At 63.8% G+C, this 17,832-nt stretch carries 19 protein-coding genes; 10 read left to right on the top strand and 9 right to left on the bottom strand.

All coding sequences use genetic code 11. From position 1 onward, the window contains the following. Window positions 1-50 precede the first annotated feature (50 nt). The 3 genes from CAF70_RS11325 to CAF70_RS11335 form a co-directional block, all read right to left on the bottom strand. Window positions 51-392: a DUF2892 domain-containing protein gene (locus tag CAF70_RS11325; protein ID WP_085622925.1), complete on the bottom strand. Its 342-nt coding sequence runs from the start codon at window positions 390-392 to the stop codon at window positions 51-53. A 62-nt stretch (window positions 393-454) separates the two neighbouring features. After that, window positions 455-925 (bottom strand): RNA methyltransferase, encoded by a 471-nt coding sequence (locus CAF70_RS11330; RefSeq protein WP_085622927.1) that lies wholly within the window; start codon window positions 923-925, stop codon window positions 455-457. Between the two features lie 71 nt (window positions 926-996). Continuing rightward, a complete protein-coding gene (locus tag CAF70_RS11335) occupies window positions 997-1,368 on the bottom strand; it encodes a YajD family HNH nuclease (protein WP_016711940.1) in 372 nt (123 codons plus the stop codon). A gap of 132 nt (window positions 1,369-1,500) precedes the next feature. On the opposite strand from CAF70_RS11335, the gene CAF70_RS11340 reads away from it, so the two are divergent. Next, a complete protein-coding gene (locus tag CAF70_RS11340; RefSeq protein ID WP_085622929.1) occupies window positions 1,501-1,779 on the top strand; it encodes a hypothetical protein in 279 nt (92 codons plus the stop codon). Between the two features lie 154 nt (window positions 1,780-1,933). On the opposite strand, the gene CAF70_RS11345 is transcribed toward CAF70_RS11340, so the two are convergent. After that, complete coding sequence (locus CAF70_RS11345) at window positions 1,934-3,976, bottom strand: S9 family peptidase (protein WP_085622931.1); 2,043 nt, start codon at window positions 3,974-3,976, stop codon at window positions 1,934-1,936. A 200-nt stretch (window positions 3,977-4,176) separates the two neighbouring features. On the opposite strand from CAF70_RS11345, the gene CAF70_RS11355 reads away from it, so the two are divergent. From CAF70_RS11355 to CAF70_RS11365, 3 genes are read left to right on the top strand one after another with little or no spacing between them, the layout of a single operon-like run. Then, complete coding sequence (locus tag CAF70_RS11355) at window positions 4,177-4,674, top strand: MFS transporter (protein WP_085622933.1); 498 nt, start codon at window positions 4,177-4,179, stop codon at window positions 4,672-4,674. A gap of 14 nt (window positions 4,675-4,688) precedes the next feature. Then, the gene (locus CAF70_RS11360; RefSeq protein WP_085622935.1) at window positions 4,689-5,462 is read left to right on the top strand and encodes a class II glutamine amidotransferase; all 774 of its coding nucleotides are present in this window, start codon (window positions 4,689-4,691) and stop codon (window positions 5,460-5,462) included. Window positions 5,463-5,471: 9 nt separating this feature from the next. Beyond that, a complete protein-coding gene (locus CAF70_RS11365) occupies window positions 5,472-5,993 on the top strand; it encodes a DUF2937 family protein (RefSeq protein ID WP_085622937.1) in 522 nt (173 codons plus the stop codon). A 134-nt stretch (window positions 5,994-6,127) separates the two neighbouring features. Here the strand turns inward: CAF70_RS11365 and CAF70_RS11370 are convergent, their stop codons facing one another. Continuing rightward, entirely contained in the window at window positions 6,128-7,039 is a 912-nt protein-coding gene (locus CAF70_RS11370) for a LysR family transcriptional regulator (RefSeq protein ID WP_085622940.1), read from the bottom strand. A 128-nt stretch (window positions 7,040-7,167) separates the two neighbouring features. Here CAF70_RS11370 and CAF70_RS11375 point away from each other — a divergent pair, with 128 nt between their 5' ends. The 4 genes from CAF70_RS11375 to CAF70_RS11390 are packed head-to-tail and all read left to right on the top strand — an operon-like array spanning window position 7,168 to window position 10,840. Continuing rightward, a complete protein-coding gene (locus tag CAF70_RS11375; protein ID WP_085622942.1) occupies window positions 7,168-8,454 on the top strand; it encodes an MFS transporter in 1,287 nt (428 codons plus the stop codon). 9 nt (window positions 8,455-8,463) lie between these two features. Then, the gene (locus CAF70_RS11380; protein WP_085622944.1) at window positions 8,464-9,243 is read left to right on the top strand and encodes a 5-oxoprolinase subunit PxpA; all 780 of its coding nucleotides are present in this window, start codon (window positions 8,464-8,466) and stop codon (window positions 9,241-9,243) included. After that, entirely contained in the window at window positions 9,240-9,926 is a 687-nt protein-coding gene (gene pxpB, locus CAF70_RS11385; RefSeq protein ID WP_085622946.1) for a 5-oxoprolinase subunit PxpB, read from the top strand. The genes CAF70_RS11380 and pxpB overlap by 4 nt, the downstream gene beginning before the upstream one ends. Then, window positions 9,923-10,840, top strand: a complete 918-nt coding sequence (locus tag CAF70_RS11390; RefSeq protein ID WP_085622948.1) for a biotin-dependent carboxyltransferase family protein — start codon at window positions 9,923-9,925, stop codon at window positions 10,838-10,840. The genes pxpB and CAF70_RS11390 overlap by 4 nt, the downstream gene beginning before the upstream one ends. A gap of 114 nt (window positions 10,841-10,954) precedes the next feature. Here CAF70_RS11390 and CAF70_RS11395 read toward each other — a convergent pair whose 3' ends face one another. From CAF70_RS11395 to CAF70_RS11410, 3 genes are all read right to left on the bottom strand, one after another. Beyond that, a complete protein-coding gene (locus CAF70_RS11395; RefSeq protein ID WP_013973749.1) occupies window positions 10,955-12,133 on the bottom strand; it encodes a VWA domain-containing protein in 1,179 nt (392 codons plus the stop codon). A 13-nt stretch (window positions 12,134-12,146) separates the two neighbouring features. Beyond that, complete coding sequence (locus CAF70_RS11400; RefSeq protein ID WP_013973748.1) at window positions 12,147-12,992, bottom strand: MoxR family ATPase; 846 nt, start codon at window positions 12,990-12,992, stop codon at window positions 12,147-12,149. A 214-nt stretch (window positions 12,993-13,206) separates the two neighbouring features. Further along, window positions 13,207-14,286, bottom strand: coding sequence for a DUF748 domain-containing protein (locus CAF70_RS11410; RefSeq protein ID WP_085622952.1), 1,080 nt, complete (start codon window positions 14,284-14,286; stop codon window positions 13,207-13,209). A 134-nt stretch (window positions 14,287-14,420) separates the two neighbouring features. Between CAF70_RS11410 and cysK the strand changes: the two genes are divergently transcribed. Both cysK and CAF70_RS11420 read left to right on the top strand, forming a co-directional pair. Then, a complete protein-coding gene (gene cysK, locus CAF70_RS11415; RefSeq protein WP_085622954.1) occupies window positions 14,421-15,395 on the top strand; it encodes a cysteine synthase A in 975 nt (324 codons plus the stop codon). Between the two features lie 172 nt (window positions 15,396-15,567). Then, on the top strand, window positions 15,568-16,503 hold the full coding sequence (locus CAF70_RS11420) for an aspartyl/asparaginyl beta-hydroxylase domain-containing protein (RefSeq protein ID WP_085622957.1): 936 nt from the start codon (window positions 15,568-15,570) through the stop codon (window positions 16,501-16,503). A 135-nt stretch (window positions 16,504-16,638) separates the two neighbouring features. Here the strand turns inward: CAF70_RS11420 and CAF70_RS11425 are convergent, their stop codons facing one another. Next, on the bottom strand, window positions 16,639-17,796 hold the full coding sequence (locus CAF70_RS11425; RefSeq protein ID WP_085622959.1) for an ATPase: 1,158 nt from the start codon (window positions 17,794-17,796) through the stop codon (window positions 16,639-16,641). Between the last annotated feature and the right edge of the window lie 36 nt (window positions 17,797-17,832).

The raw sequence follows: 17,832 nt of genomic DNA on the forward strand, positions 1-17,832 counted from the left end.
CATGTGGGAGCGGGCGCGCCCGCGAAAGGGCCAACACAGGCAGTGCAGGATCAACTGCCAGCCAACGGATCTTTCCCGGTCACCGTCACTCCCTGCGTCGCCGCGTCGGCACTGGCCTTTAATGCCTCCAGCTCCGCCGCGCTGCGCTCGATGTCCGAACGCAAGCGGTGATATTCCTGCCGATGCCGCTGCCACCAGGCCTTGGTTGCACAGTGCCCGCTGAAGCCCCGAGCCAGGGCCAGGCCGCCCACGGCAATCTGCAACAAGCCGACCAGGCCGCCGTGACGCAACCCCTTGCTTACCATCAAAGCGCCACCAGCCAGCGAACTGGCGCGCTCAAGGCCATGAACATTGTTGTCCTGCGATGTCGCTGCCGAATGGATATCAAGCATGGCAAGGTCTCCGTCTGAAGTGTATGCAGGTGACCTGTCGGCCACCGTCATCGTTCAGTCGGCTATTTGAACCGGGGCCCCGAACGGGTGTTCAGGCCCTTGGCCATGCGGTCATACAGCACCACGTTCACCGTCGCCGCCAGGTTCATGCAGCCGTCGGTCGGAATGTAGATGGTCTCTTCGCACCACGCCCGTACATCGGCACTGAGGCTGCCGTCTTCCGGCCCGAAGATATAGATAGCCCGGTCCGGGTGGGTGTACTCCGGCAATGGCCGCGCACCTTCAACCAGTTCTACAGCCACCGGCGTGCAGCCCAGCGGGATGATGCGCTGCAGGTCATCGATGCCGATCAGCGGGATGTCGTAGTGCACGCGCTTGGTGTCGGTGACGAAGTCACGGGCACGCTCATAGCGTTTGCCGGTGTAGAACACCGAATTGACGCCGTAGCAACCCGCGGCGCGCATCACCGAGCCGACGTTCTCTGCCGACTTGGGGTTGAACAGGCCGATGCAGCTGTATCGTTTGTTTGCCACGTACCGGGGCCCTTCGCGAAAAAAGCGCGATTATACGGGCTGCCCGGTAGCAGCGGGGGGCGAATCGATGGTCAGTCTTTCTTCAGCATGCCCGCCAGCCCGGCGAACGGGTTATGGGTGGCCTTGGCGATGCTCGGGGTGCTGGTGGAGCCTTCGCTGAAGTACTGCTGGTCGGTGTAGCGCGAGTGCTCGTTGTCGTGGCAGTACAGGCACAGCAACTCCCAGTTGGAGCCGTCTTGCGGGTTGTTGTCGTGGTTGTGGTCGCGGTGGTGCACGGTCAGCTCGCTCAGGCGCTTGCCGGAGAACTCGCGGGCGCAGCGGCCGCAGACGTGCGGGTACATTCTCAGGGCCTTGTCGCGGTAGCCCATTTCCTTGTCGCGCTTGGCATCGGCCAGGATGCGGTCCAGTCGCGCGGTGGCAGCGGCGGAAGAGGTGGAGCTCATGGTGTTTCCTTTGTACTGATCAGGCAAATGACGGTTATGCCACTGAGTCTAGCGCGCTTGCGGGGCAGGCGGACAGGCGGAAGCCTGGATTTAGGCGTAGCCTGTAGGAAGGTTCCCGACAGGAGGTTGCTGATGTTTCGCGCGATCCTCGCTCTGCTGATGTTGGCCGGCCTGGCCATGGCCGAAGCTGCCAGTACGCCACCCCGGCTGACCACGCCGGTGCCCGGTGCACCAGGTACGCCTACGCCTACGCCATATCCGCAGATTACCCCCAGTACGCCGCCCAAGGCCTACGACAACAAGCCGGGGGCGCCATTGTTACCGCCGATGCCGGTACCCGGGCCGCCGAAAGATCAGCCGTTGCCGGGGTTGCGGCCGGAGCCGCCGAAGCCGGCGGTGGATGATGATTAAATAAAATCAGCCTGCACCGGATTCTGTGGGTGCGGGCGTGTCGAGGCGTCGAACCGCCGCGAACACCGGCGAAGCCGGTGCCAACCACCGCGTTGAGTTCTTCGCGGGCATGCCCGCTCCCACAGGGATCGGCGCGGGTACTCAACCCTGGGTTTTACGCCACACCCAGCTCACCAAACACGAACGCATACTCCAGCGCCACATCCTTCAAGCCCTGGTACCGCCCACTCATACCGCCATGGCCAGCGCCCATTTCGGTCTTGAGCAGCAGCAGATTGTCGTCGGTCTTGCGCGTGCGCAGCCGCGCCACCCACTTGGCCGCTTCCCAGTACTGCACGCGGCTGTCGTTGTAGCCCGCCACCACCAGCATCGCCGGGTAGGCCTGTTCCTTCACGTTCTCGTACGGTGCGTAGGCCTTGATCCGCTCATACACCTCCGGCTCTTCAGGGTTGCCCCATTCGTCGTACTCGGTCACGGTCAGCGGCAGCTCAGGGTCGAGCATGGTATTGAGCACGTCGACGAACGGCACTTCGGCAATCGCGCAGCGGAACAGCTCGGGGCGCAGGTTGAGCACTGCACCCATCAGCAGGCCACCAGCGCTGCCGCCACTGATGGCCAGGCGGTCGGCAGCCGTCACACCTTCGGCGATCAGGTGCTCGGCACAAGCGATGAAGTCGCTGAATGTGTTGTGCTTGTGCTCCTGCTTGCCGGCACGGTACCAGGCTTCGCCCAGTTCGCCACCACCACGCACATGCGCGATGGCAAAGGCCACGCCGCGCTCCAGCAGGCTCAGGCGCGCATGCGAAAACCACGGGTCGAGGCTTTCGCCATAGGCGCCGTAGCCATACAGGTACAGCGGCATGGTCTGGCCCAGATCCTGGCGGCGGCGCACCAGGCTGATCGGCACCCGGGTGCCGTCCGCTGCGGTGGCCCACAGGCGCTCGCTGACATAGTCATCGGCATCGAACGGCCCGAGTACCGGGGTTTGCTTGAGCACCGCCTGGGCGCCAGTAGCCAGTTCCAGCTGGCGCACCTGGGCGGGGCGGTTGAGGGCCTCGTAGCGCAGGCGCAGGCGCGGGCTGGCGAACTCCAGGCTGTCCTGCACGTACAGGCTGTAGGCCGCATCGGGCAGTTCGACACGGTAGGCCGCCAGGCCTTGGGGACGTACTTCGATGATCGGCAGGCCGCCTTCGCGCAGGCTGAGGGTCAGCGCAGTGGCATTCAGGCTGAGGCCCTCGAGCATGATCGCGTCGCGGTGCGGCACCAGCACCTGCCACTGCTCACGGCTGGGCACCGGTGCGACCGGAGCGTGATACAGGGCGAAGTTGATGCCGTCCTGGTTGGTGCGGATGAACCAGCGCCACTGGCCGTCAAGCTGGCCGTGGTCGGGGAAGTATTCGTGGCCTTCGACGCGTGGCGCCAGGCAAGTGAACGGTGCCTGCGGGGTTTCCGCGTCCAGCACCCAGGCCTCGCTGGTGGTCTTGCTGTTGAGCAACAGCACCAGCTGGCGTTCGGAACTGGTGCGGTAGCAGTGCAGGAAGAAGCGCCCGTCGGGCTCCTCGAACACAATCTGCGCGCCTTCGTTGCCCAGGGTGTGGCGACGCAGGCGCCACGGCCGGTGGGTGTCGTCCAGTTCGGCGAAGAACAGTGTCTGGCTGTCGTTGGCCCAGGTCAGGCTGCCGTCGCAGTCGTCGAAGGGCAGGGTGGTGACGCTGCCACTGGCCAGGTCCTTGACGTACAGGGTGTAGATTTCGTCGCCGCTGGTGTCCAGGCTGTAGGCCAGCAGGCGGTGGTCGGGGCTGACGTTGAACGCGCCGAGGGACAGGAAGCCACCGTTGGCCAGGGCGTTGGGGTCGAGCAGCAGTTGCTCCTGGCTTTCATCGACCGTGTTGGAGTCGTCGGCCGGGCGTGGGCAGCGGTAGTGGTGCGGGTATTCGTCGCCTGCGGTGGTACGGGTGTAGTACAGGTAGGGGCCCCACGGCGCCGGCAGCGACAGGTCGGTTTCCAGGATGCGGCCCTTGATCTCTTCGAACAGTTGCTCGCGCAGTGGCGCCTGGTCGGTCAGACAGGCTTCCTGATAGGCGTTCTCGGCCTGCAGGTAGGCAAGCACCTCGGGGGAGTCGCGCTGTTGCAGCCAGGCGTACGGGTCGGCGGTGTTGTCGGCGTGGGCAATCGGGGGTTGGGGCTTGGTTGGCATTGAGGATCTCTTGATTGGGGTTGCCTGTGCCGGCCTCTTCGCGGGCTTGCCCGCTCCCACAGGTTCACCACAGTTCTTGAAAGCTGTGCGGTCCCTGTGGGAGCGGGCAAGCCCGCGAAGAGGCCGGCACAGGCAAACACTGTCTGCGCCCGGAAAAGTGTTTATCATAGGCATCTCTTTGCCTGGCTTGCACGAACACCATGACCGAGAACGACTACACCCTGGCCTGGGGCCTATACGCGGTTGCCGCCCTGGGCTGCCTGCTGGTGGGCTTCAAACTCACCGGCTGGATGTGGCGCTGGCTGCGCGAACCGCTGCGGGTGGTGCTGGCGGTGCTGCTGCTGACCCCGACCATCGTCGACCCGGTCAAGGACAGCTTCGCCCCGGCGATCGCCATCACAGCCCTGGATGTCGCCTTCAAGGTCGGCAACAACGCCTGGCGCGCGGTGTCGGACTTTGCCATGTACGGCATGTTCGCCTTCAGCCTCTATTTCCTCTTCGTGGCGCTACGCTGGCCGCTGGAAAAGCGCGCCCGCGAGCGCCGCGCCCAGGCCGAGGCCGCGGCCCAGCGCCAGGTCGCCGAAGATGACGCACTCGCTGCCCAAGCGCCGTTGGCCGCCGAGCGCCGGGACCGCTACCTTGACGACCCACGCCCTGCCGCCCTGCATGGCGGCGGCCGGGTCGAGCCCCGTCTGTAAGTGGAGACACGCCTATGTGCGAACTGCTGGGCATGAGTGCCAACGTTCCCACCGACATCGTCTTCAGCTTCACCGGCCTGATGCAGCGCGGCGGCCGTACCGGCCCGCACCGTGACGGCTGGGGCATCGGCTTCTACGAAGGCCGTGGCCTGCGCCTGTTCCAGGACCCGGCCGCCAGCAGCGAGTCGGAAGTGGCCAACCTGGTGCAGCGTTACCCGATCAAGAGCGAAGTGGTCATCGGCCACATACGCCAGGCAAACGTCGGCAAGGTGTGCCTGTCCAACACCCACCCGTTCGTGCGGGAGATGTGGGGCCGCAACTGGTGCTTCGCGCACAATGGCCAGCTGGGTGACTTCAAGGGCCAGGCCAGTTTCTACCGGCCGGTGGGCGACACCGACAGCGAGGCGGCCTTCTGCGACCTGCTCAACCGGATCCGCAGTGCCTTCCCCGAGCCCGTGCCGGTGGAACAGCTGCTGCCGGTGCTGGTCGAAGCCTGTGCCGGCTACCGCGGCCAGGGCGTGTTCAACTGCATGCTCAGCGACGGTGACTGGCTGTTCTGCTTCTGTTCGACCAAGCTGGTGCACATTACCCGCCGTGCGCCCTTTGGTGCGGCACGGTTGAAGGATGTCGACCTGATCGTCGATTTTCACACCGAAACCACCCCCAACGACGTGGTCACGGTGATCGCCACCGAGGCCTTGACCGAAAACGAGACCTGGCAGCGCTACGCACCGGGTCAGTGGGCCCTGTGGCGGCACGGCGAGTGCGTGGCGCACGGCCAGAGCTAAGGACGCGGCATGTTCAGAAGTTACCTGCGGTTGCTGCTGTTCACCTTCGGCCTGCTGGCCGGTATCCAGGTTCCGGGGCTGGTGAAGGACTACAGCCAGCGGGTCGAGGCGCACCTGTTCGAATCGCGCGAGGCGCTCGACGGTTTCCGGCAGACCGCCGAACGCTTCTTCAATGGTGACCTGCAGGCGCTGCTGCGGCATTACCGCAGTAGCGACGACCCGGTATTCCTCAGTGACGCCAACAGCATCGAAAGCCTGATGATCCGCAACGAACTGCTGGAAAACGAATGGCAGGCGCTGCAGGGGCCATGGGCACTGCGTACCTGGCACGTGCTGGTGCAGGCCGACCCGCAGTTGCGCGACGAAACCCTAAATGGCTACAGCTACCAGATTCTGCTGGTGCCCGAGGCGGTTGGCTGGGGCGTCGGTGCAGGGTTTGTGCTGGCCTTTGTGGTCGAGAGCCTGTTGCTGGCGATTGGCTGGGTGATCCTGGGTGGGCGGCGCAGGGCGGTGAAAGAGAGCTGGCGCTGATTTTTACTGTGTCTGTGCCGGCCCTTTCGCGGGCTTGCCCGCTCCCACAGGATCATCACAGGCCTTGAGAGCTGTGCAGTTCTTGTGGGAGCGGGCAAGCCCGCGAAAGGGCCCGCACAGACAAAGCCAATCAGTCAGACCAATACTATCCGCTGCCCACCCACATCCCGCGCATACCTCTCCAGCACCTGCCGGCAAACCCCGACCACTTCATCCACCAGCACCACCCCGGTCTGCCAGGCCACCACCAGCTCCAGGCTTGGCGGTGGTTGCAGCCCCTGCAGCAATACCAGCTCACCCCGGCTCAACTCGGCATCCACCAGTGCCGGCGGTAATGCGCCAATGCCAAACCCGTCGCGCAACAGCCGGGTAATCGCCGCCACCGAATTCACACAATTCAGCCGCGGCGTTTCGGCCCCCGCGCTCTGCAGCAGACTCAGTACTTCCTGATGCGGCCGCGAGTTTTTCGAGAAGGTGATGATGCGTTCCCGCCCAAGCTCGGCCAGTGACGCGTAGTCGCGGTGCTGGTGCGAGCCGGCGGCCACCACCCAACCCATCGGGTAGCGCGCCAGGTCCAGGCTGCGGATCGACTGCTCGCGCAGCAGGTCGGTCTGCAGGATCACGTCGAGAAAGCCCTTTTGCAGTTGCTCGCGAAGGTTCAGCGCCGTGTCGGCCACCAGCTCGATCTCCACCTGCGGGTAACGCTCGGTCAGCTCCGCCACCAGCGCGCTCATCCAGGTGTGGATCACCGTGTCCATCACCCCGATACGGATGCGCCCGACCTTGGCCCGGTCGCTGTCCAGCGACTGCTTCATGGCCTTGGCGGTTTCCAGCATGCGCTCGGCATATTCCAGGACCTTGCCGCCCTCCGGGGTCAGGCTGACACCGCGTGAATCGCGCAGCAGCAGCTTCACACCCAGGTCGGCCTCCAGCGCAGCGATGCGGCTGGACACCGAGGCCTGGGTGGTGAACAACTTTTCTGCGGTCAGGCGGAAGCTCTTGAGCCGGGCAACCCAGACGAAGGTTTCGAGGAAGCGAAGGTTCATGATCAGTTTTTCTTGTTCCAGACCGGCGGTTTTTATCGTTGGACGCAGGTGGCGCGGCCTCTGAACAATGACGCACAGGCCGCGACACTTTGTCGCCCATAAAACAATACCAACAAGCCGAGGCAAGCATGAACCCCACCGGCGTACAGCAGCAGGTCAATTCCCCCTCTTCGTCCGGGCCCTTTGCCTGGTACCGCGACATAGACTCACAGCAACGCCGCACCTTCTGGAGCTGCAAGATCGGCTATGGCCTGGACGGCATGGACACACAGATGCTCAGCTTCGTCATCCCCACGCTGATCATGCTGTGGGGCATCACCACCACCGAAGCCGGGCTGATCCATACCAGCACGTTGATCGCCTCGGCCGTGGGAGGCTGGGTGGCCGGCATTCTCTCCGACCGCATCGGCCGCGTGCGCACCCTGCAACTGACGGTGCTGTGGTTTGCCTTCTTCACCTTCCTCTGCGGCTTCGCCCAGAACTACGAGCAACTGCTGATCGCTCGCACCCTGATGGGCTTCGGCTTTGGCGGAGAGTGGACTGCCGGCGCGGTGCTGATCGGCGAGGTGATCCGCGCCCAGGACCGTGGCAAGGCGGTGGGCATGGTGCAGTCCGGCTGGGCGCTTGGCTGGGGCCTCACCGCCATCCTGTACGCGCTGCTGTTTTCCTGGCTGCCGGCAGAGCAGGCCTGGCGTGCGCTGTTCCTGTTGGGCCTGGTGCCGGCGATCTTCGTGATCTTCGTCCGCCGCCTGGTCAAGGACCCTGAGGTGTACCGCGAGGCCAAGGCGGTGGAAAGGGCCGAGGCTCCTGCGCAGTTCTACGAGATTTTTGCCCCCGGCATGCTCTGGACCACCGTGCGAGCGTCGCTGCTGACCACCGGCGCATTGGGCGGCTACTACGCCATCACCTCGTGGCTGCCGACCTTTCTCAAGAACGAGCGCGGCCTGAGCGTGCTGGGCACCGGCGGCTACCTGGCCATGGTGATCGTCGGTTCCTACGTCGGCTATGTGGTCAGTGCGTACCTGTCCGACCTGCTGGGGCGCAAGAAGAACTTCATCCTGTTCGCCGTGGGCTCGTTCGTCATCGTGCTGCTGTACACGCAGATGCCCGTCAGCGATGGCGTGATGCTGTGGCTGGGCTTCCCGCTGGGCTTCTTCGCCTCGGGCATCTTCAGCGGCATGGGCGCGTTCCTGACCGAACTGTTTCCCACCCGCATCCGTGGTTCCGGGCAGGGCTTCTGCTACAACATCGGCAAGGTCATCGCCGCGCTGTTCCCGCTGCTGATCGGCGTGCTTGGCCAGAAAATACCGCTGGGCCTGGGTATCGGCGTGTTTTCGGCTGTGTCCTACGGCGTGGTGATCGTTGCGGCGCTGAGCTTGCCGGAAACCCGCGGCAAACAACTGCAGGCGCGGTAAGGTAGGCTTATGAACAACGAAAACGGAGGCCGCGCGGTGGAACGCCTGCTACTCAATTGCGACATGGGCGAGAGTTTCGGCAGCTGGCGCATGGGCCTGGACGCCGAGGTCATGCCCTATATCGATTGCGCCAACATCGCCTGCGGCTACCACGCTGGCGACCCCGGCACCATGCGCCGCACCGTGGCCCTGGCGCTGGAGCACGGGGTAACCATCGGCGCGCACCCGGCCTACCCGGACCTGGTCGGCTTCGGCCGCCGTTCCATGGCCTGCAGCCCGGAGGAAATCCGCGACCTGCTGCACTATCAGATCGGTGCGCTGGATGGCATCTGCAAAGTGTCGGGCGGCCGCGTGGCCTATGTGAAGCCCCATGGTGCGCTGTACAACGACATGATGGCCGACCCGCTCAAGCTGCGTACCGTACTGGAAGCTGTGGCGGCGTATGGCGGCGAGCTGCCGCTGATGCTGATGGCCACCGCCGACAACCGCGCCGCCCAGGCCCTGGGCGATGAAATTGGCGTGCCGCTGTGGTTCGAAGCGTTCGCTGACCGCGCCTACACCGCCAGTGGCCACCTGGTGTCGCGGCGCCTGCCCGGCGCGGTGCACCACGACCCGGCGCTGGTGGTCGAACAGGCCGTGCGCCTGGCCCGTGGCGAAACATTGGTGGCGGACGATGGCAGTGCATTGATGCTTGCGGCCCGCACCCTCTGCGTGCACGGCGACAACGACAGTTCGGTGGCGGCGGTGCGGCAGATTCGCCAGGCCCTCGATGCCTTGGAGTCGCGATGAAACCGCGCATTGAAGTGGTGGCCATCGACAGCCTGATGGTGCGCCTGTTCGAGCGTATCGACGAGGCCAACATGCCGTGGCTGCTCGCCGCCAGCCAGCGCTTGCACGCGGCGTTCGGCGAGCATTTGCTGGACCTGGTGCCGTCCTACACCACGCTGATGGTGCAGTTCGACCTGCCACCGGGGCAGGCGAGGGCGCTGATCCTTCGTGCGCTGGAAGGCATGCAGCCAGATACGGGCAGCGCTGGGCGCCGCCATGAGATCCCGGTGTGGTACGACGCCAGCGTCGGCCCGGAACTGCCGGTGCTGGCGGCCCGCAGCGGCTTGAGTGAAGCAGAGGTGATCCGCTTGCACAGCGAGCGTGAGTACCCGGTATTCGCCCTGGGTTTCGCCCCTGGTTTCGGCTTCATGGGCCTGGTGGACGAACGCCTGGCCAGCCCGCGCCTGAGCACCCCGCGCAAGCGCGTGGCGGCCGGCAGTGTCGGCATTGCCGAGCGCCAGACGGCGGCCTATCCGGCGGTGTCGCCGGGTGGCTGGAACCTGATCGGGCGCACCCCGGTGCGCCTGTTCGACCGCGAGCGCGAGGGCTACAGCTTGTTGCAACCCGGTGACCGGGTGCGCTTCGTGCCGGTTTCACGCAGCGAGTTCGTGGCGTTGGGCGGTGATGTGGAGGCGCAAGGATGAAGCAATTGAAGATCGAGGCCAGTACGCCGCTGTGCCAGTTGCAGGATGCCGGGCGCTTCGGCGTACGCCACCTGGGGGTGACCCAGGGCGGGGCGCTGGACTGGGTGGCGATGCACTGGGCCAACTGGCTGCTGGGCAACCCGCTGGCGGCGCCGGTGGTCGAGGTAGCGCTGGGTGGTTTCTGTGTAGTTGCCGAGCAGGATTGTGTGCTGGCCCTGGCCGGTGCCGACCTGGATGCACGGGTCGATGATCAGCCGTTGGCGCCCTGGCGCAGCTTTGCATTGGCCAAGGGGCAGCGGTTGAGCCTGAAACAGCCGAGGCAGGGCGTGCGGGCGTATCTGGCAGCACCTGGCGGGTTTCTGGGCGAGGATGTGCTGGGCAGTTGTGCCACGGTTGTGCGGGAAGAACTGGGCGGTATCGATGGCCAGGGCTCTGCGCTCGGCAAAGGCCAGGCGCTGGCATTTTCAGGCACGCCGGCGACCCTGCGTGAGGTACCGGAAGCGCTGCGGCCACAGTACGCACAAAAGCCTGTGCTTGACCTGGTGATGGGGGCACAGATCGGTGATTTCAGTGGTACCAGCCTGTTCGAGGCGTTCAACCGCGAGTGGACGCTGGACAGTCGGGCCGACCGTATGGGCATCCGCCTGCTTGGGCCGCAGTTGGCCTACCAGGGCGCGCCGATGATTTCCGAGGGGATTCCGCTGGGGGCGGTGCAGGTGCCGCCTGATGGGCAGCCGATCGTGTTGCTCAACGACCGGCAGACCATTGGCGGCTATCCGCGGCTGGGGGCGTTGACGCCGCTGGCGCTGGCGCAACTGGCGCAGTGCATGCCGGGGGCGGTGGTGCGGTTCCGGGCGGTGGTGCAGGATGAGGCGTGGCGGGAGCAGCAGGTTTACCTGGACCGTTGGCGATAAGGCTGCTGGACCTTTCGCGGGCATGCCCGCTCCCACAGGTTCGGCGCAGGCCTCGGGCTTGTGCAAAACCCTGTGGGAGCGGGCGCGCCCGCGAAGAGGCCTTTACAGCCCGCATCACTTGGACAGGTAACGCATCCCTTCCTCCAACCCCTGCAAGGTCAGCGGGTACATCTTGTCCTCGATCAAGTCACGCACCAGATGGGTCGATGCGGTGTAGTCCCAGGCCTGCTTCGGATACGGGTTGATCCAGATGATCTTCCTGAACTTCTCCATGAAACGCTGCATCCACACGTACCCGGCTTCTTCGTTCCAGTGCTCCACGCTGCCACCTGGCTGGGTAATTTCGTAGGGCGCCATGGCCGCGTCGCCGACGAACACCACCTTGTAGTCATCGCCGTACTTGTGCAGCAGGTCGAAGGTGGAATAGCGCTCCGAGGTGCGGCGCAGGTTGTTTTTCCACACCGATTCGTACACGAAGTTGTGGAAGTAGTAATACTCCAGGTGCTTGAACTCGGTCTTGCACGCCGAGAACAGTTCTTCGCAGACCTTGACGTGGGCGTCCATCGAGCCACCGATGTCGAACAACAACAGCAGCTTCACCGTGTTGCGCCGCTCGGGGCGCATCTGGATGTTCAGCAGCCCGGCATCCCGTGCGGTGTGGTCGATGGTGCCGTCGATGTCCAGCTCTTCGGCGGCGCCTTCACGGGCGAACTTGCGCAGCCGGCGCAAGGCCAGCTTGATGTTGCGCGTACCCAGCTCCACCTGGTCGTCCAGGTTCTTGTATTCGCGCTGGTCCCACACCTTCACCGCCTTGCCCTGGCGCTTGCCGGCCTCGCCCACACGGATGCCCTCGGGGTTGAAGCCGCCCGAACCGAACGGGCTGGTGCCGCCGGTGCCGATCCACTTGTTGCCGCCGGCGTGACGCTCCTTCTGCTCTTCGAGGCGCTTCTTGAACTCCTCGATCAGCTTGTCCAGGCCACCCAGCGACTGGATCTGAGCGCGCTCCTCGTCGGTCAGCGAACGTTCGAATTCCTTGCGCAGCCAGTCTTCGGGGATCAGCGCCTCGATATGCCGGTCGAGGTTCTCCAGGCCCTTGAAGTAGGCGGCAAAAGCGCGGTCGAACTTGTCGAAGTGGCGCTCGTCCTTCACCAGGATGGCGCGGGCGAGGTAGTAGAACTCGTCCATGTCGGCGAACACCACGCGCTTTTGCAGGGCCTGGTGCAGGTCGAGCAGTTCGCGTACCGACACCGGCACCTTGGCCGCGCGCATTTCATTGAACAGGTTGAGCAGCATGGCCCGGCTCCTGTCAGCGGTTGCCGCGCCGGCTCATGAAGGCCAGGCGCTCGAGCAACTGCACGTCCTGCTCGTTCTTCACCAGCGCACCGGCCAGCGGCGGAATGGCCTTGGTCGGGTCGCGTTCGCGCAGCACCGCTTCACCGATGTTGTCGGCCATCAGCAACTTGAGCCAGTCGACCAGTTCGGAGGTGGAGGGCTTTTTCTTCAGGCCTGGTACCTTGCGCACGTCGAAGAACACGTCCAGCGCCTCGCTGACCAGCGACTGGCTGATGTTCGGGTAGTGCACGTCGACGATCTGTTGCAGGGTGGTGCGGTCGGGGAAGGCGATGTAGTGGAAGAAGCAGCGGCGCAGGAAGGCGTCCGGCAGCTCCTTTTCGTTGTTGGAGGTGATGATGATGATCGGGCGCTGTCTGGCCTTGATGGTCTCGTCGATTTCGTAGACGTAGAACTCCATCTTGTCGAGCTCTTGCAGCAGGTCGTTGGGGAACTCGATGTCGGCCTTGTCGATTTCGTCGATCAGCAGGATGACCCGTTCCTCGGCCTCGAAGGCCTCCCACAGCTTGCCCTTTTTCAGGTAGTTGCGCACATCGTGGACCTTGTCCACGCCCAGTTGCGAGTCCCGCAGGCGGCTGACCGCGTCGTACTCGTAGAGGCCCTGGTGGGCCTTGGTGGTGGACTTGATGTGCCAGGTAATCAGGCGCGCACCGAACGAGGCCGCCAGCTGCTCGGCAAGCATGGTCTTGCCGGTGCCGGGTTCGCCCTTTACCAGCAAGGGGCGTTCGAGGGTGATGGCCGCGTTTACTGCCAGTTTCAGGTCGTCTGTGGCGACGTAGTCGCGGGTGCCTTCGAACTTCATGGGTCTGTCCTCTGCCTTATGCCTGTCAGGGCCTCTTCGCGGGCACGCCCGCTCCCACAGGAACTGCACAAACTTCCGGATCTGTGGAGTACCTGTGGGAGCGGGCGTGCCCGCGAAAGGGCCAACACCTGTTCTTGATTTGTCACCGACTATAACGCGGGGTTCGTCGACTGGAAACGCAGACCGGGTATTCAGTCCCTGAATGCCCCGTCACTCAATCCTGGTCGGAATCCGGCGCATCACGCTCGTACCGCGCATTGAACGCCTCGATGAACCCGTTGCGCAGTATCTGCAGAAACGCCTCGAAGGCGCTGATATCCTGCTTGTGCACGCTACCGCTGAGTTCGACACGGGTCGCGAACTGGTTCTTTGGCTGGTTCTTCAATACCGTCTCGGTGGCGCCCACCAGCGCTTCCCAGACCGAGCGGAAGAAACCCTTGTCCTTTTCCTGCACATCCTGCTGCCAGTCGAACACATCCACATCCCGCAACAGCGGCTTGATGTACCCGTTCAATCGGCCCTTGGTCGCTTCGGCCTCTATCACCACATCGCCATGCCCGGCATTGAAGTCGAACTTGCCGTAGGCGCTGGCGAAGTCATTGAGTTTGCGCAGCTCGATACCCGTGGCGCGCAGGCGGAACTCGAAGTCATCAAAATCGCTGAACGGGTCGAACGTGGCACGGCTTTCCACCTTGGCATCGCCTACGATCAGCGCCGTGCCATCGAAACTGGCATCGCGTCGGCCCTTTTCGTCACGAATGTTGGTGAGGTTGCGGATACTGGCATGGAGCTGGGTGGCCTTGAGGTTGACCGGTGGCCTGGAGTTGAAGTTGCGGAAAGTGAGCACGCCGTTGTCGATGCGAACCTCGTCCAGGGTGATCGGCAGCAGTTTTTCCAGTTGCTGGCGCCAGTCGGTGCCCTGACCGGTCTGCGAGTTCTGTTTGTTGCCGCCATCGACGAAGTTGAGTTCCGGCCGGTCGAACACCACTTCGGCAACCACTGCGCGGTCGTACCACAGGGCGTGCCAGCTCACCGACAGGTCGATCAGCGGCGCGTCGAGAAACGGTACTGGCACCTTGCCGGTGGTTTTGACGATCTTCAGCCCGTTGATCTGGTACGCGCCGCGCCACCAGGCCAGGTCCACATCGGCCACCTGGCCACGGTAGTCGCCCATGTCGGCCAATTTGTCGTTGAGGTAGTTGCGCACCAGATAGGGCAGGGCCAGGTGCAGTGCCACCAACAGCACGATCAGGCTGGCCAGGCCGATCAACGGCCAGCGATAACGGGCTTTCATCAACGTGTCTCCAAGGCAGGATATGCGGTTGACCGCAACGCGTCCGCGGGAGTTCGAACAGGCTTTACGGGCCTTCGCCCCGGGCTTACCCTTGAGGTCTTTCCCTGCTTACTTTCATGCCAAGGACTCCTGCCATGAGCCGTATCTTTGCAGACAACGCCCACTCCATCGGTAACACGCCGCTGGTGCAGATCAACCGCATTGCCCCGCGCGGCGTGACCATCCTGGCCAAGATCGAAGGGCGTAACCCGGGCTACTCGGTCAAATGCCGCATCGGCGCGAACATGGTCTGGGATGCCGAAAGCAGCGGCAAGCTCAAGCCGGGCATGACCATCGTCGAACCCACCTCGGGCAACACCGGCATCGGCCTGGCCTTCGTCGCCGCAGCCCGTGGCTACAAGCTGATGCTGACCATGCCTGCCTCGATGAGCCTGGAGCGGCGCAAGGTGCTGAAGGCGCTGGGCGCCGAGCTGGTGCTGACCGACCCGGCCAAGGGCATGAAGGGCGCCATCGAGAAGGCCAGCGAAATCGTCGCCTCCGACCCGGCCCGGTACTTCCTGCCCGGCCAGTTCGAAAACCCGGCCAACCCGGCGATCCACGAGAAGACCACCGGCCCGGAAATCTGGAACGACACCGATGGCGCGGTCGACGTGCTGGTGGCGGGCGTGGGCACCGGCGGCACCATCACCGGCGTGTCGCGCTATATCAAGCAGACCCAGGGCAAGGCGATCACCTCGGTGGCCGTGGAGCCGCTGGCATCCCCGCTGATCACCCAGACCCTGGCCGGCGAGGAACTCAAGCCCAGCCCGCACAAGATCCAGGGCATCGGCGCCGGCTTCGTGCCGAAGAACCTTGACCTGTCGATGGTCGACCAGGTGGAAACGGTGACTGACGAAGAGTCCAAGGCCATGGCCATCCGCCTGATGCAGGAAGAGGGCATCCTCTGCGGTATTTCCTGTGGCGCGGCGATGGCGGCGGCCGTGCGCCTGGCCGAAAAGCCGGAAATGCAGGGCAAGACCATCGTCGTGATCTTGCCGGATTCCGGCGAGCGCTACCTGTCGAGCATGCTGTTCAGCGACATGTTCAGCGAGCAGGAAAACCAGCAGTAAACGGCCTTGCCGCTGACCCGGCGCAACGTTCGGTGGCTTGCTTTATTGCAAAATCTTCATGATTGAGTTGCCGCCCGGGCTGTTTTTACCCTGGCGGCATCAGTTTATGATGGCAGGATGATTTATCGGAGCGCAGGGCCACAGCCCTGTTGCTTCCTCAAGGAGTGAAAGCATGACCTTTTCCTTTGCAGCCAAGGCGGGTGTCTTGCTGGTGTTTTTTGGCAGCGTGCTGTTCGTGCACCTGCGCGGCAAGGCTCGCCTGCCGGTGTTGCGCCAGTTCGTCAACCATTCGGCGCTGTTCGCCCCTTACAACAGCCTGATGTACCTGTTCTCCGGCGTACCGTCCAAGCCCTACCTGGACCGCCAGCGCTTCCCGGAGCTGGATGTGCTGAAGGACAACTGGCAGGAAATCCGCGAAGAGGCCATGCGCCTGTTCGACGAGGGCTACATCCGCGCCGCCGAGAAGGATAACGACGCCGGCTTCGGTTCGTTCTTCAAGAAAGGCTGGAAGCGCTTTTACCTGAAGTGGTACGACAAACCGTTGCCGTCGGCCGAAGCCCTGTGCCCGCGTACCGTCGAGCTGGTCAGCAGCATCCCCAACGTCAAGGGTGCGATGTTCGCCCTGCTGCCCGGCGGCAGCCACCTGAACCCGCACCGCGACCCGTTCGCCGGTTCCCTGCGTTACCACCTGGGGTTGTCCACCCCGAACTCCGACGCCTGCCGCATCTACGTCGATGGTGAGCAGTACGCTTGGCGTGACGGCGAGGACGTGATGTTCGATGAAACCTACGTGCACTGGGTCAAGAACGAGACCGACGTTACTCGGGTGATCCTGTTCTGTGATATCGAGCGCCCGCTCAGCAGCCCGCTGATGACCCGCATCAACCGCAAGGTCAGCGCGTTCCTGGGGCGTGCTACCGCGCCGCAGAACACTGATGACGAGCGCGTTGGCGGGATCAACCAGGCCTATGCCTGGAGCAAGCGCTTCAGCAACAGGATCAGCACCCACGTGAAGCAGTTCAAGCGCGCCAACCCCAAAGCCTACCGCGTGCTGCGGCCGGTGCTGGCGGTGGTGGTGGCGTATCTGCTGTATCGCTGGTTGTTCTGATTCTGCCTGTTGGGGCTGCCTTGCAGCCCATCGCGACACAAGGCCGCTCCCACAGGTGATCGCGTATTCCTGTAGGAGCGGCCTTGTGTCGCGACAGGGGCGCAAAGCGCCCCCGGCGTCCTCTCAGGAAACCACTCAGGCAAGGCCTTCCAGCAAGCCGTCCGCACGCACGATATCGACTATCACCTGCTCATCTACCGCGTACACCCCACGCGATGCCTTCCACACCAGGTTCTTGTCCTGCAAGGCGATAAGTGCTTGCTGCACCCCCGGTACCTCGGCCTTCACTTCGCTCGCCTCCACACCAGCCTGTTCCATCGCTTTGGCGTACAGTGCCAGGGTCGGGGCCTCGAACGGCGCGAAGTCGTTCCCCTTTACGCACATGACACGTAGAACCGCAGCCTGGATAGGCGTGAGGCTGTGGATCACCTTTTTCAGGTTTGCATTCAAGTCATTGGCTTGTGCCTGAACAAGCTCTCTGAATCGTGCCGGAATGGCCTCGGGCGCGATACCGAAGTCGAAGCGGATTTCATCCGCTGCCGCACCTAACAGCTCTGGGCGGTAGCCGCTTTCCTTGAAGAGCTGGAACACCTCTGCTGGGTCGAGTGCGCATGGCAGGTCGATATTGGCGCACAGCCAGTCGATGAAGTCCTTGTCCAGCGTTGGGAACTGCACCATGGAGGCGCCGAAGAACGCCTGGTCCTTGCTGTTGCGCAGCATGGCCAGCTTGTCCCGGTTTGAACCTGTGCAGACGATGCGCAGGCCATGGTGCTTCGAGCTGTTGAGCTCGTCTCTGGCTGCCTTGAGGGCGAACAGCGCTGCTGTTCCTTGCTCGGTCGTGATTGCATGCTGTGCTTCGTCGATGATCAGTACGATGATCTTGCGGGATTCATCGGAAAGCGCCACCAGGGCGGTGGTCAGGTCGACATCTTGCCCCAGTCCGATCTTGTCCACGCTGAAGTTCAGGCCGCCGACAGTGACCTTATCCATACCAGATGACCTTGCCAGCCGGGTGATGAAGCCTTCGTTACGCCCGACCGCTTCCCGCACCGCTTCTACGATGACTTGCCCGGGATCCTTGGTCAGGTCTTTCCACAGATCGGCATACAGCACGATGGCCCCGGCTGTTTCGAGGGCAGGGCGCAGGTCTTCGCGAGCAAAGGTGGATTTACCGGTACGTCTTGGCGCAGCGAGAAACACACCTGAGCTTGCTGCGCTGCCCACGGCGACTTGCAGGATCAATTTCGACAGTCGGGACGCGAGCGCCGGACGGTGATAGACAGTTTCAGGCATTTCGACCCCCCTCAGTTTCAATTTATAGTCGATTAT

Origin of the sequence: Pseudomonas sp. B19(2017), assembly GCF_002113165.1 — a bacterium.
Classification (GTDB): domain Bacteria; phylum Pseudomonadota; class Gammaproteobacteria; order Pseudomonadales; family Pseudomonadaceae; genus Aquipseudomonas.

Bases quoted from the DNA above. Each gene is read 5' to 3' on its own strand.
- CAF70_RS11325 (WP_085622925.1), bottom strand. From the start codon at position 392: ATGCTTGATATCCATTCGGCAGCGACATCGCAGGACAACAATGTTCAT.
- CAF70_RS11335 (WP_016711940.1), bottom strand. From the start codon at position 1,368: ATGAGCTCCACCTCTTCCGCCGCTGCCACCGCGCGACTGGACCGCATC.
- CAF70_RS11340 (WP_085622929.1), top strand. From the start codon at position 1,501: ATGTTTCGCGCGATCCTCGCTCTGCTGATGTTGGCCGGCCTGGCCATG.
- CAF70_RS11345 (WP_085622931.1), bottom strand. From the start codon at position 3,976: ATGCCAACCAAGCCCCAACCCCCGATTGCCCACGCCGACAACACCGCC.
- CAF70_RS11355 (WP_085622933.1), top strand. From the start codon at position 4,177: ATGACCGAGAACGACTACACCCTGGCCTGGGGCCTATACGCGGTTGCC.
- CAF70_RS11360 (WP_085622935.1), top strand. From the start codon at position 4,689: ATGTGCGAACTGCTGGGCATGAGTGCCAACGTTCCCACCGACATCGTC.
- CAF70_RS11365 (WP_085622937.1), top strand. From the start codon at position 5,472: ATGTTCAGAAGTTACCTGCGGTTGCTGCTGTTCACCTTCGGCCTGCTG.
- CAF70_RS11370 (WP_085622940.1), bottom strand. From the start codon at position 7,039: ATGAACCTTCGCTTCCTCGAAACCTTCGTCTGGGTTGCCCGGCTCAAG.
- CAF70_RS11375 (WP_085622942.1), top strand. From the start codon at position 7,168: ATGAACCCCACCGGCGTACAGCAGCAGGTCAATTCCCCCTCTTCGTCC.
- CAF70_RS11380 (WP_085622944.1), top strand. From the start codon at position 8,464: ATGAACAACGAAAACGGAGGCCGCGCGGTGGAACGCCTGCTACTCAAT.
- pxpB (WP_085622946.1), top strand. From the start codon at position 9,240: ATGAAACCGCGCATTGAAGTGGTGGCCATCGACAGCCTGATGGTGCGC.
- CAF70_RS11390 (WP_085622948.1), top strand. From the start codon at position 9,923: ATGAAGCAATTGAAGATCGAGGCCAGTACGCCGCTGTGCCAGTTGCAG.
- CAF70_RS11395 (WP_013973749.1), bottom strand. From the start codon at position 12,133: ATGCTGCTCAACCTGTTCAATGAAATGCGCGCGGCCAAGGTGCCGGTG.
- CAF70_RS11400 (WP_013973748.1), bottom strand. From the start codon at position 12,992: ATGAAGTTCGAAGGCACCCGCGACTACGTCGCCACAGACGACCTGAAA.
- CAF70_RS11410 (WP_085622952.1), bottom strand. From the start codon at position 14,286: ATGAAAGCCCGTTATCGCTGGCCGTTGATCGGCCTGGCCAGCCTGATC.
- cysK (WP_085622954.1), top strand. From the start codon at position 14,421: ATGAGCCGTATCTTTGCAGACAACGCCCACTCCATCGGTAACACGCCG.
- CAF70_RS11420 (WP_085622957.1), top strand. From the start codon at position 15,568: ATGACCTTTTCCTTTGCAGCCAAGGCGGGTGTCTTGCTGGTGTTTTTT.
- CAF70_RS11425 (WP_085622959.1), bottom strand. From the start codon at position 17,796: ATGCCTGAAACTGTCTATCACCGTCCGGCGCTCGCGTCCCGACTGTCG.